The sequence below is a fragment of the Planosporangium spinosum genome (genome assembly GCF_049999945.1).
Classification (GTDB): domain Bacteria; phylum Actinomycetota; class Actinomycetes; order Mycobacteriales; family Micromonosporaceae; genus Planosporangium; species Planosporangium spinosum.
This window is the reverse complement of the sequence record NZ_JBLYUB010000052.1, coordinates 1-12,523: the sequence shown is the minus strand read 5'-3', so window position 1 is coordinate 12,523 and position 12,523 is coordinate 1. Positions and strand designations below refer to the sequence as shown.

Genomic DNA, 12,523 nt, shown 5'->3' with positions numbered 1-12,523 from the left:
ACCCTCAAGACGTGGAAGGTCCTGACCAAACTCCACTGCTGCCCGCGACGAGCCACCCCAATCCTCGCCGCGATCACGCTCCTCCAACTCATCGAGGAGCAGCGCGAGTCAGGATGAAATCAGCTCCGTGGCCCCCGAGGCGCGCGCCGTCGCCGGCCTGACGTACGGCCAGCAGTGGTCGTACAGCCCCGCCGAGGCGGTCACCTTCCACGCCTGCGAGGCGTTCGACACCGTGTACATCGGAGGTTTCCACGTCGTGGGGCGCCGCTGCGTACCGTTGGACATCCGCGTCGGCGACCAGCCACCCACCCGAGTGGTGATCTCCTTCTTCACCGGGAAGCCCTGCCCCTGAATGATGACGTCCTCCGCCACCCCACCCGACCTGGCTCAGTGAGGGCTCCAACGGCCGCCTGCTTGACGAAGCGCGGGACGGCTCCACCGGGCGGGAACTACCGGCGAGCGGCGGGCTGACCGATGACGACCAGGTCAGGTACCTGGTCGAGTTCGGGCTGTTGGTGGTACCGGACCGTCCGGGCGTGCGGGGTGAACCCGAGGGCGGCGTACACCTGCCTCGGCACCGGGTACTCGTCGTCGCCACGCGGATAGACCAGGGCGGTCTCCCCACCGGCGGCCCGGAACGCGTGCAGCGCCGCGATGCCGGCGGCCCGCGACAGTCCCCTGCGCCGGTACTCGGCGACCGTGCCGACCGGCTCGAACTCGCCGACCCGGTTGACGTCGTCGTACCAGCCCAGGCAGTACGCCACGAGCCGGCCGCCGGGTGCCTCCACGACGATGTCACAGTCGCGCCGGTACGGCCAACCGGCCGCCAGCGCCCGGAACCCGTCGTCGGTCAGCGCGGACCGTGGCCACACCTCCCGGTGCAGCGCCGCGTGCCGGGTCAGGTCGGCGTCGTCGCGCACCGCCCGCACGGCGAACCCGGCCGGCAGCTCCGGTACCGGCGGCAGGTCGGCGAGGTCGCGGCGGTACGCCTGGAAGAACCGGCCGCCGGGGTCGGCGGCGTACCCGCGCCGCTCCAGCGCCGCGACGAGGTGCTTCTCGGCGTCGAGGACCGTGACGGTCAGCGGCTCCGCCGCGAGGCCGGCGGCCCAGTCGAGCACCTCGTCGGCGAGGTCCGCACTCGCCGGGTCGACCAGCAGCGACAGGTCGCCGGGCAGGGCCAGCCAGCCCCAGGCGACCACCTCACCGCCGGCGCGCCACAGCGCCATCCGCCATCCCGGCCTGCCCTCGGGCACCTGGCCCAGGTTCCACGCCAGGTCACCGAGGTGGAAGCGGCTACCCAGGGACCAGATCCGCTGGGCGAACCGGTACAGGTCCGGCAGGTCGTCCTGCCGGTATCCGCTCGACCTCACCCGGCGTCCCCTCCCCGTACCGGCGACCGGTCGCGATCGACGCCGGGACGTAGCCCGCGAAGACCACGGCGAGTGTACGGGTCTGGAGGTCGGAGCTCCAGCCGCCGTTCAGCGCGCCCTGGCAGACGCTGGTGAGCAGGGCCATCACCTCGGGCAGCCGTACGTCGTCGGCGACCGGCGCGAGTACCAGGACACCGCGGCGATCGCGCAGGCGCTGGGCCAGTAACAGTCGTCACGCCGGGATGAGGACGGCCGCCAACCGGGCCAGCGCCCGGTTCGCGGCGTCGGCGTCGAACCCGCCGGCAACTCCGGCCGATCCCGCACCGCGGCCGGTCAGGCAGCGCGGGTACGCCGTGCCGGGCTCGGCGGCGACCACGTCCTCGACGACGATCCGGTGCTCCCGGTCGCCGTACTCGTACGAGATCACGTCGCGGACGTGGGGCGCGACCTCGGCCAGCGTCGTCGACTGGGCACTGCGGTGGCCGCGTGCCCGGTCGGCCACACCGTACGCGCCCGCCGGGGTCCGGAACAGCCACGCCTGGCGGTCCTCCCCGCCGAACACCGCCCGGACGCAGCGGTGCAACCGGCGCAGCGGGAGGCCCGACGGCACCTCCAGCCGGCGCCAGACCGGCGGCTTCGTACCGCGCAGCGTGACCTTCACCCGGTGCACCGCGACGACCCCGCGAGCCGCCGCGTCGGGCGGGCTCCCACCGGCCGGCAACAGCGCGACCCGCGACCGCAGCAGGTCCAGATGGTCACGCACGTCCTCGGCCTGGTCCGGGGTGGCCGGGCAGGGCCGACGGCGCAGGGCACGGTCGAGGATCGCCCGGGCGTCGACGAGCTCGTACTCGTGGAAGCTCAGCCCGTACCGGTCGGCCGCCCGCTGGAAGTCCGCCCGGACCAGGTCGGGGCGGTCGGTGGGCCAGCAGTCCTTGATCCCGCCGCCGCACTCGTGGTCGACCAGTACGGCCAGCGCGTGTTCCCGGCGGCCGTAGGCGAACGTGACCGCGACCGCCTCGCACCCGCCCGCGCTGTCGACGTACCCGAAACAGGCGCCGACGTCGGGCGCGCCGAGCCCCCGCACCCACGGCCGGTCCGGTACGCCGGTCGCGGCCACCCGGTCGGCCGCCTCCGCCGCCGCCGGCCGGACCGGGGCGGGTCCGACCACCGCGAGTACCCGCAGCATGGCCAGCGCCGCACCGCCGCCGTACCCGCCGACCTGCGCGATCAGGTCGGCCAACAGTTCGGGTACCTCCTCGTCGCTCGCCGCGGCGTCGCGCACCACGCCGAGGAACTCGACGCCGGCCAGTTCGGCGCGCCACGGGTCGCAGTCGCGCCGCAGGAGTGGCTTCCACATCGCCAGCAGCCCGGCCAGCGACTCGTCCCGCGACGGCAACAGCCCCGCCTCGACCAGGCGTTGCATCATCCGCTCCGGGCCGCCGGGGAGGTGGATCTCGCTCAGCACCTCGTCGGCCGGTACCCCCGCAGCCGCCAGTAGGCCCAGCACCTCGGCCAACCCGGCGTCCTCGGCCAGCCCGCCGCTTCCGGTCGGCGCCGCGTCCCCGGCCAGCCCAGCGTCCCCGGTCGGCGCCGCGTCCCCGGCCAGCCCGCCGCTTCCGGTCGGCGCGGCACGCGCGGCCGGCCCAGCGTCGTCGGCACGCCGCATTCGGGCCATAACGGCTATCGTGCCACGGAGTACCCGCACTTCTCCGTGATCATGAAGCCTACGGGGGCCTCCGCCAGGGTCGCCACACCGACACCGACCCCCGACCCACCGAGCCCCGTCAGGTGGTGGCGCAGGTCAGGGCGGGAACGGCATTGGTACCGGTCCAGCTCGCCGTGAAGCCCACGGTCGCCGGCCCGGCGGCGAGGTTGCCGTTCCAGGCGGCGTTGCGGACCGTCACGGCGGATCCGGTCTGGCTCACCGTGCCGTTCCACAGTTGCGTGACGGTCTGTCCGTTGGCGAACGTCCACCGGACCGTCCAGCCAGCGGTCGCGGCACCGGTACCCGTGACGGTCACCGCACCCTGGAAGCCACCCTGCCACTGGTTGGTCACCGCGTACGTCGCGGTACAACCACCCCCGCCGGGCGGCGGAGAGGTGGGCGGCGCCGTCGTCGGCGGCGTGGTGGTCGGCGGCGTGGTGGTCGGCGGCCTCGTGGTCGGCGGCGGCGTCGTCGGCGGCGGCGTCGCGCCGGGGGTCAGCAGGGCGGACAGTGCCGGGTACCAGCGGTCCGAGATCTTCTGGTTGCCAGCGTCGTTGGGGTGTACGCCGTCACCGGTGTCGGTACCGGTGTTGAACCCGGTCCACTGATCGACGACGGTGATCGGCGACTGGGCGGTGCTCTTGCCGCTCGCCCACGCCGGGATCTGGCTGTTGAACGTGACCACCCGCTGTCCACAGTCGGCGCAGCTGCTCGGGTTCATCGGGATGATCTTCGCGACCAGGATCTTCATGGCGGGGTTGCTCGCGCGCATCTGGTCCACCAGCGTGCCGAACGCGGCAAGGATCGTGGCCGGCGCGATGTTGCTCCAGACGTCGTTGGTGCCGAAGTGCATCATCACGACGTCCGGCCGGGTCGCCGCCAGCCAGCCGGGCAACTGGTTCTGGTTGGCGACGTTGGTCGCCAGGGCACCACCGTGCCCCTCGTTGTCGCCGTCGTAAGGCACCGCGCAGCCCTGGGGCGGGAGGGTGCCGACAAAGTCGATGTTGGTGTAGCCGCTGCTCTGCAGCCTGTTCCACAACAGCGCGCGCCAGCAACCGGGGGACCCGGTGATGGAGTCGCCCAGCGGCATGATCCGGACAGGCGCCGCGGCCCGCACCACGGGCCGATCGGTGGCCCCGGATCCGGACACCGGCCGGGCGGCAGCGGCCACCGGCGGCACCGGCCGGGCGGCAGCGGCCACCGGCCGATCGGCAGCGGCGCCCGGCGACGCGGGCCCGGCGTCGGCGGACGCCCAGGACGCCGGCTGGGTGACGGCGAGCGCGGTGAGCAGCACCGCCAGCACCCCTGGAAGAACTCTTCTGGTCAGCATGGCGCTTCCCTCCGTGTCGGCGTACCCACCCTCCCGCATGCATTGAAGCAAGCGAATTCCTCCAGCTCAATGGAGCTGGAGCAAAATTTGGGCACGCTCCCACTAGCGCGTACCGGCCGTGGCTCCTATCGTCAATACATCGACGAAGGAGAATGTATGTACCTGCGACCGGGCCGGTTCGACCCCAGCCCGCGGCAGCCCCCACCCCGGCTCCGCTCCCGGCTCCGGCTCCGGCCCCCACTCCGGTTCCGACCCCGGCTCCGTCGGGCCGCCCCGCTCGCGCTCGCGGCCGTCGCCCTGGCCGTAGCGACCACGGCGTCAGCCCCGTCGACCTCGGCGGCCACGGCGTCAGCCCCGTCGACCTCGGCGGCCACGGCCTCGTCCACCACGAGGACGGCGGCCGGCTCCGCCCGCGTGCACCGGGCGGCCGCCTACGCGTACCCGTACCAGGACCCGTCACGCGGCGTTCCGGAGCGGGTGGCGGACCTGCTGGCCCGGATGAGCCTCGACGAGAAGGTCGGGCAGATGACCCAGGCCGAGCGCGCCGCGGTCACCACCGCCGACGTCACCGGCTACCGCGTCGGGTCGATCCTGTCCGGTGGCGGCTCGGCGCCCACACCGAACACCCCGGCCGGCTGGGCCGACATGTACGACGCCTTCCAGCGCGCCGCCCTCGCCACGCCGCTGGGCATCCCCATGATCTATGGGCTGGACGCGGTGCACGGCAACAACAACGTGTACGGGTCGACGATCTTCCCGCACAACATCGGCCTCGGCGCCACCCGTGACCCGGCGCTCGTGCAGCAGATCGGGCGGGCCACCGCCGAGGAGGTCACCGGCGCGGGTCTGGACTGGACGTTCGCGCCGTGCCTGTGCGTGGCGCGCAACGACCGGTGGGGCCGCACGTACGAGTCGTTCGGCGAGAATCCCGACCTGGTGTCGTCGATGACGACGGTGGTGACCGGCCTGCAGGGTCCGTCCCTCTCCGCACCGGCCGTGGTGCTGGCCACGGCCAAACACTATCTGGGCGACGGCGGCACCACCGGCGGCCGCGACCAGGGCGACACCCAGCTCAGCGAGCAGGATCTGCGGGCGATCCATCTGCCCCCCTTCAAGGCCGCCGTCGACCGCGGGGTCGGCGCGGTCATGGTGTCGTACAGCAGCTGGAACGGCGTCAAGATGCACGGCAACCGGTACCTGATCACCGACGTGCTCAAGGGCGAGCTGGGCTTCACCGGCTTCGTGGTCTCCGACTGGGCCGCCATCGACCAGCTCGACGGCGCGACCGGGTTCACCCAGCAGGAGGTCACGACCGCGATCAACGCCGGCCTCGACATGATCATGGTGCCGAACGACTACAAGACCTTCATCGGGTACCTGAAGTCCGCCGCGCAGTCCGGCGCGGTACCGATGTCGCGCATCGACGACGCCGTCCGCCGCATCCTGACCAAGAAGTTCGAGCTGGGCCTGTTCGAGCACCCGTACGCCGACCGCTCGTACGCGCAGACCGTCGGCAGCCAGGCCCACCGCGACCTGGCCCGGCAGGCCGTCCGCGAGTCGCAGGTCCTGCTCAAGAACGCGGGTGGGATCCTGCCGCTGGCGAAGACCGGCGGGAAGCTCTTCGTGGCCGGCAAGAACGCCGACGACCTCGGCAACTCCAGCGGCGGCTGGACCATCTCCTGGCAGGGCAGGTCCGGCGCGATCGTGCCGGGTACCACCATCCTGCAGGGCATCCGGAGCGCGGTCGGCGCCGGCACGACCGTGACCTACAACCGGGACGGGTCGGGCATCGACTCCTCGTACCGGGCCGCCATCGCGGTGGTCGGCGAGACGCCGTACGCGGAGGGCCAGGGCGACCGGACCGGCTCGCTGGGGCTCGACGCGACCGACCTGTCCACGCTGCAACGACTCAGGGCCTCCGGGGTACCGGTCGTCACCGTACTGGTGTCCGGCCGGCCGCTGGACATCGCCGCGCAGCTACCCGACTGGAGTGCCCTGCTCGCCGCCTGGCTGCCCGGCAGCGAGGGCGCCGGCGTGGCCGACGTCCTGTTCGGAGACTACAACCCCACCGGGAAGCTGCCGGTGACCTGGCCGGCCAGCGCCGACCAGGAGCCGATCAACGACGGCGACGGCAAGACCGGGCTGTTCGGGTACGGGTACGGGCTGAGCTACCCCACCGGCGGCCCGACACCAACGCCGGCCCCGACGCCGACTCCCACCCCGACCTCCACACCGACCCCCACTCCCACCCGGACGCCGACGCCGACCGCCCCTCCCACGCCGCCCGCCGGGGTGCGGTGCACGGTGACCTACCGGGTGACCAGCCAGTGGAGCGGCGGCTTCGTCGGCGACGTGGCCGTGTCGGTCACCGGCGGTACCGTCGATGGCTGGACCCTCGCCTTCGCCTTCCCCGATGGACAGCGAATCACCAGCGCCTGGAACGCCACCGTGACCCAGAACGGAAGCCAGGTCAGCGCCCGGGACATCGGATGGAACGGCCACCTGGGCAGTGCGACCTGGGGCTTCCAGGCGACCACGACCGGCGCGAACGCGCCACCCACCGGCTTCACCCTCAACGGCGCGCCGTGCGCCACCGGCTGACCGCCGACCACCGGGTCAGGGCGCGCATGACGACGGTCATCGCGCCGGCCGGGGGGCGTCCGGCGCCGGGGCCACATCGGTGGCGTCCCGTTCCCGTCGCCGTGAGCATCGACCGCGATACCGGCCAACTGCGCCGTTCGTCACCATAAGGGACGAAGCCATCAAGCCGGGCCGTTGCCCGCCGAAAGATCAGACGTGACCTGGGTACTTCGTAGATGGCGTCCGATCGTGGGCGCGGTACTGGCCTTGACCATCGGGTTCCTGGTGCTCCGACAGATCACCACTAGCGCGTTCGACGGCATCGAGGCGCGTCAGGTGGCGCAGGACTCCGACCGGCTGCGCATCGCGTTGGACGCGCAGGCCCGGCTGCTGACCAACTACAGCGTCGTCAACGCCCAGTGGGACAACGCCTGGAACGACGTCACCAACAGCGACGCGGCGGGCTTCGTCTCCGACATGCCGGCCGACCAGTACAAGGACATCCTCGGCTTCGACGCGCTGCTCGGCGTCGGGCCCGACGGGGCCCTGCGCGTCGGCGGTTTCCCCAAGGACGGGCAGTACGCCCCGCCCACCGGCGAGCTGGCCGACCCGGTCACCCTGAACAAGCTGAGCACCGCGAACGAGAAGGTTGGCACGGTGCGCTGCGGCGTGCTCAACGCGGGCGGAACCGGCTACCTGTTCTGCAGCACGCCCGTCTTCCTCGGGGACGGCAGCGGCACGGCGGCCGGCAGTCTGGTCGCGATGAAGTCGCTCGGCGCCGAGCGCCTGGCCGAGCTCGGCACGCAGGTCAACCTGCCGCTGCAGCACGTCACCGCCGTCTCTGCCGGCGGCAGCGCGCAGCCGTCGCTGACCAGCAGCGTCGGCAAGATCAGCGTATCGACGTCCACCACGGCCGACGGCAAGATCGCCGTCGACGCCGCCATCCCGACGGTCAACGGCTCCCCCGTCGTGCTCCGGTCGCTGCGCGACCGGCCGATCCACCAGGTCGCCGGCGACACCGCGATGAAGATCTTCGCCCTGATGGCGGTCGCCACCCTGGCCCTCGCCGTCACCATGGTTCTGCTGGTCAATCGCAGCGTGCGGAACCGGGTCGGGCCGCTGCGGCGCACCACCGAGGAGATCGTCGCCTCCGGTGACCGCAGCCTGCGCGTCGGGATGACCGGTACCGGCGACATCCCGGCCCTCGCCGCCGCCATCGACCAGATGCTCGACGCGATGGCCGCCCAGGACGCCCAGCTCCAGGCCGAGCAGGCCGCCCGCGAGGAGGAACTGAACCGCACGTACGCCGAACGGCAACAGCTCGAGCATGAGTCCCGCCAGGAGGCCAAGGTCGCCGTCACACAGACCACGACCCTGGTCACCGATCAGCTTGCCGAGGTCGTGACGCAGGTCGAGAGCGCCCGTACCACCACCGACGAGATCGACCAGCGGGTCGAGACCGCGCACCAGGCGACCCGGGAAATGGTCGAGCAGGCCCAGCGGGCACGCGAACTGGTCGGTGACCTCACCGCCAGCCTGCGCCGGGTTGGCGGCATCGCCGAGCTGATCTCGGGGGTGGCCGCCCAGACCAACCTCCTGGCGCTCAACGCGACCATCGAGGCCGCCCGCGCGGGCGAGGCCGGGCGCGGTTTCGCGGTCGTGGCCGGCGAGGTGAAGGCGCTGGCGACCACCACGTCCGAGTCGACCGGCGACATCAGCACCACACTGACCGAACTGGAGGCGCGGATGGCCACGGTGTCCACGGCGATCGACGCGATGACCGACGGCATCGCCTCGATCAACGACACCACCACCGGGGTACGCGAGGCGTCCGGCCAGCAGCGCGCGGTCGTCGAACGGCTCGGCCGGCAGGTCGAGGACGCGATGGAACGGGTCCGTTCGATCGCCGAAACCGCCCGCTGACCGTTGCCGGCGCGCCGTGCCGGCTACCGGTCGCGCCGGCCCAGCGTTCCACACCGGGCCGGCACCGGCCCGGTCAGCCGAGGTCGGCGATCCGCGGCGCTACCCGCTCGGCGAGCTGTTCGGCGAACTCGACCGGGTGGCGGTCGGGCATCGTCTGCACCTCGGTGACGCCGAGCTTTCCGTACTCGCCGACCTCGGCGACGAACGCGTCCACGTCGGCGAGCGGCGGGCGCATCACGAGGACGGTCTTCTCGATGTCGGCGTAGTCGCGCCCCTCGGCGGCGCAGTGCTCACGCAGCACGTCCAACTTGTGCGCGACGTCGGCCGGGCTGCTGCCGAACAGGTTGCACGCGTCGGCGTACCGCGCGACCAGGCGCAGCGTCTTCTTCTCGCCGCCACCGCCGATCATGATCGGCGGCCGCGGCGAGCTGATCGGCTGCGGTACGCACAGCGTCTCGGCGAGCTGGTAGTGCCGGCCCTTGAACGGACCGTTGAGGTCGCTCCACATCTGCAGGCAGATCAGCAGCGTCTCCTCCAGCCGCTCGAACCGCTCGGCGACGGGCACCACCGGCACGCCCAGGCCGGCCTGCTCCCGCTCGTACCACGACGCACCGATCCCCAGCCGCGCCCGGCCCTGCGAGAGCACGTCGAGGGTCGTGACGATCTTGGCCAGGAGCCCGGGGTACCGGTACATGACACCGGTGACGAGCAGGCCGAGCGTCATCCGCTCGGTCTTCGCCGCGAGGTAGCCGAGGGTGGTGTAGCCCTCCAGCATCGGCTCGTCGACCGACGCCATCGACTCCATCTGGAAGTAGTGGTCCATGACGGTGAACGACGACAGACCGGCCTGTTCGGCGATCCGCGCCGTCTCGGCCAGCGTCGGGGCGATCGCCGCCGGGTCGGCGGGGGTCGAGTAGTTCCAGTAGTGCAGGCCGAGCTTCATCGCGGTTCCTCCGGGATCGGCGGGCGGTGCACCTCACCGCCAGCCTAGTGCCGCTGGCCGCTCCCGGCAGTCCCGCCCGAACCGGCCTACCGGTGGCACACTGGCCGGCGGCTCACGTCGGCGGCGGGCTCGCCCGTACCGTCGCGGCCGGGTTCAGCAACTGGCGGGTGACCTGTTCGCACACCGCGCCGCCGTACGGGAAACCCAGCGACGGCTGGTACCGCAGCATGACCGCGAGCGCCCAGCCGTCGCCCACCGCCAGGCAGTTCACATGCCACAGTCCGTCGGTGTCGCGCAGCAACCAGCCGTTCTTGATCGCCGTCTTCGCGGCGGCCTCGGCGGGCAGCGCCTTGACGATGCCGAACCGGCCGTCGCCGCGGACCCGGCGCATCTCGTCGAGTACCCAGGACGTCCACTGCGGACCGGCGGCGCGGCCGTCGGCCAGGCACGCGCCCATCCGTACCGCGTCCCGGGCCGACATCCGGGTCTCGCTCCACCGGCCGGGCACCGCGCTGCTGTCGGTCAGCCCGCACGTCCGGATCAGCCGCTGGATCGAAGCGGTACCGCCGTTGCGCCGGAAGATGTCCTCGGCGGCCTCGTTGTCGCTGTCCCGGATCATGATGCTCAGCTCGTCGAGCCGCTCCGTGCTGGGCCGCTCCCGGCGCTGCGCCGCCAGGCGCAGGTGGTCGGCCGCCAGCCACGCCTTCACCATCGACAGCGTGTCACTGGTGGCGGCGATGGTGTCCGAGCCGCTCAGTTTCCCGGTCCGGGTGTCGAGCAGCGCCCACGACCGGAACACCGCCGCCGGCATCGTGACCGACGCCGCCCGCAGCAACGGCTGCGCCGCGGCCGGCGTGGCGGTCGGGCCGGTGCGCGCCGCCGGCAGCGCGACCTTCCCGTACGGCGTGGTGACGCCGACGAGGAAACCCAACGCCACCACCGCGCACCCCACCACCACCGGTACCCGCACCGCCGCACGCCTCCCGTCCGCCCCCGGGTGGTACGGACGGCGACCGGAACCGGTTCGAACCGCGCCCACCCTCAGGCCGCGACCGGCCCCGGAATCCCGTCCTCAGGCCGCGACCGGTCCCGCTCCGCCCGACCGATCGGCCGACTTCACGCGGTACATCGCCTCGTCGGCGCGGTGCAGCACCTCGGTGATCGGGGTCTGCGGGTCGCTGATGCCCACGGCGCCGACGCTGGCGGTGACGCGGACCTCGCCGATCTCCGCGACGGCCGCCCGCCGCAGGCGTCCCGCCCACGCGGCCAGCGCCGCCGAGGTGGGCGGCAGCAGCGTGGCGACGACGAACTCATCCCCGCCGAGCCGGCCGTACAGGTCACCGGGGCGCCCGGTCGCGCCGAGCGCCAGGGCGAACCGGCGCAGCACCTCGTCACCGACCGAGTGTCCATGGGAGTCGTTGACGGGCTTGAAGCTGTCGAGGTCGACGAAGGCCACGCCGAGTTGTTCGACGTCGGGTCGCAGCGCGACCAGCGCGGTGGCCAACCAGCCCTGGATGCCGGCACGGTTGAGCAGGCCGGTGAGCGGGTCACGCTCGGCCAGCTCACGCAGCCTGCCCATCCGTTCCTCCAGCGCGGCGACGCGGGCCAGCTCGGCGTTGCGGGCGGTCTCCCGCATCAGTTGACCGGAGACGAGGCGAGCGAACATCTCCATGGCCGCCACCTGCCCGGAGTCGATCTCCTGCGACCTGCTGCTGGCCCCGCACAGGGTGCCCACCACGGAGCCGTCCGCGTCGTGCAGCGGCACGGTCAGGTAGCTGACGATGCCGAGCGCGCGCCCCACCTGGGATTCGCCCCAGATGTCGGGCACGTTGGCGGTATACGACCGCCCCTGCTCGAAGGCGCGGTGGCACAGCGTGTCCGACCACGGGGCGGTGATGCCTTCCGGGATGTTCAGCTCACCGGCGTTCAGGGAGTACAGGACGCGTTGCTCCTCGGCCTCCCAGTCGATGATCGACAGGAAGGCCGTGTCGAGGTGCGTGACCTGCCGGATGAGCTCCAGCAGCTGCCGGGTCAACCCTTCGAGGTCGCGTTCGCCCACCACCACGCTCGACAGCAGGCTCAGATCGACCGGCCTCGGCTGCGATGCGGGTACCGGCGAGCCGGCCAGCAGTTCGCCGACGTAGCCGGCGACGGCCCGCAGCGTCACGCTGTCCCGCTCGTCCACCATGGTGCCGGGGCTGCGGGACAGGCAGCACAGGGTCCCCACCACCGCGGAGCCGGCGTACAGCGGGGTGATGGCGTACGCGCCGACGCCCAACGCGGAGACGTGCGGGTGGGCCGCCGCCCGGGGGTTCGCCGCGGTGTCCGGTACCAGCGGTTCCAGCTCACCCGACACGACCGAGTGGCACAGGGTCTCCCGGAGCGGGTGCGCCATGCCGACCGGCACCACCGGACCGCCCGGGGCGTTCACACTGTGCGTCACGACACGCTGCCCGTCGCGGAACTCGCTGACGAAGGCGACCTCCATCCGGAACTCCTCGACCAGCGCCTCCAGGGCCCGCGACACCTGTTCGGAGACGGTGCCGCCGGCCGCGCGGAGAAGCGCGAGGAGCGTGCCCCTCCCGGCCGCCTGCTCATGGTCCATACCGCGCTATCGGCAGCGCCGGGGTCGAATGGAGGCGGCTGCCGATAGCGCGGTATGGACCATGAGC

General features: G+C 72.6%; 9 protein-coding genes and 1 pseudogene. 4 read left to right on the top strand and 6 right to left on the bottom strand.

All coding sequences use genetic code 11. The features are described 5' to 3' along the window. Window positions 1-117 (top strand): annotated as a pseudogene (locus tag ACNTMW_RS33805) (IS5/IS1182 family transposase); the annotation flags it as partial. Window positions 118-127: 10 nt separating this feature from the next. Beyond that, complete coding sequence (locus ACNTMW_RS33800; RefSeq protein WP_426638139.1) at window positions 128-352, top strand: hypothetical protein; 225 nt, start codon at window positions 128-130, stop codon at window positions 350-352. A gap of 97 nt (window positions 353-449) precedes the next feature. Here the strand turns inward: ACNTMW_RS33800 and ACNTMW_RS33795 are convergent, their stop codons facing one another. The 3 genes from ACNTMW_RS33795 to ACNTMW_RS33785 all read right to left on the bottom strand — a co-directional run bounded on the left by ACNTMW_RS33795 (window position 450) and on the right by ACNTMW_RS33785 (window position 4,405). Continuing rightward, window positions 450-1,370 carry a GNAT family N-acetyltransferase gene (locus tag ACNTMW_RS33795; RefSeq protein WP_426638138.1) on the bottom strand — a complete coding sequence of 307 codons (921 nt, stop codon included), beginning with the start codon at window positions 1,368-1,370 and terminating at the stop codon, window positions 450-452. 232 nt (window positions 1,371-1,602) lie between these two features. Next, window positions 1,603-3,045 (bottom strand): plasmid pRiA4b ORF-3 family protein, encoded by a 1,443-nt coding sequence (locus ACNTMW_RS33790; protein WP_426638137.1) that lies wholly within the window; start codon window positions 3,043-3,045, stop codon window positions 1,603-1,605. A 109-nt stretch (window positions 3,046-3,154) separates the two neighbouring features. Beyond that, window positions 3,155-4,405 carry a cellulose binding domain-containing protein gene (locus tag ACNTMW_RS33785; RefSeq protein WP_426638136.1) on the bottom strand — a complete coding sequence of 417 codons (1,251 nt, stop codon included), beginning with the start codon at window positions 4,403-4,405 and terminating at the stop codon, window positions 3,155-3,157. 156 nt (window positions 4,406-4,561) lie between these two features. Here ACNTMW_RS33785 and ACNTMW_RS33780 point away from each other — a divergent pair, with 156 nt between their 5' ends. Both ACNTMW_RS33780 and ACNTMW_RS33775 read left to right on the top strand, forming a co-directional pair. Further along, entirely contained in the window at window positions 4,562-7,006 is a 2,445-nt protein-coding gene (locus ACNTMW_RS33780; RefSeq protein WP_426638135.1) for a glycoside hydrolase family 3 N-terminal domain-containing protein, read from the top strand. A gap of 228 nt (window positions 7,007-7,234) precedes the next feature. Next, on the top strand, window positions 7,235-8,908 hold the full coding sequence (locus ACNTMW_RS33775; RefSeq protein WP_426638134.1) for a methyl-accepting chemotaxis protein: 1,674 nt from the start codon (window positions 7,235-7,237) through the stop codon (window positions 8,906-8,908). Window positions 8,909-8,981: 73 nt separating this feature from the next. On the opposite strand, the gene ACNTMW_RS33770 is transcribed toward ACNTMW_RS33775, so the two are convergent. From ACNTMW_RS33770 to ACNTMW_RS33760, 3 genes are all read right to left on the bottom strand, one after another. Beyond that, on the bottom strand, window positions 8,982-9,851 hold the full coding sequence (locus ACNTMW_RS33770; RefSeq protein WP_426638133.1) for an LLM class F420-dependent oxidoreductase: 870 nt from the start codon (window positions 9,849-9,851) through the stop codon (window positions 8,982-8,984). Between the two features lie 112 nt (window positions 9,852-9,963). Next, the gene (locus ACNTMW_RS33765; protein ID WP_426638132.1) at window positions 9,964-10,821 is read right to left on the bottom strand and encodes a serine hydrolase; all 858 of its coding nucleotides are present in this window, start codon (window positions 10,819-10,821) and stop codon (window positions 9,964-9,966) included. A gap of 102 nt (window positions 10,822-10,923) precedes the next feature. Beyond that, window positions 10,924-12,456, bottom strand: coding sequence for a sensor domain-containing diguanylate cyclase (locus ACNTMW_RS33760; RefSeq protein ID WP_426638131.1), 1,533 nt, complete (start codon window positions 12,454-12,456; stop codon window positions 10,924-10,926). Between the last annotated feature and the right edge of the window lie 67 nt (window positions 12,457-12,523).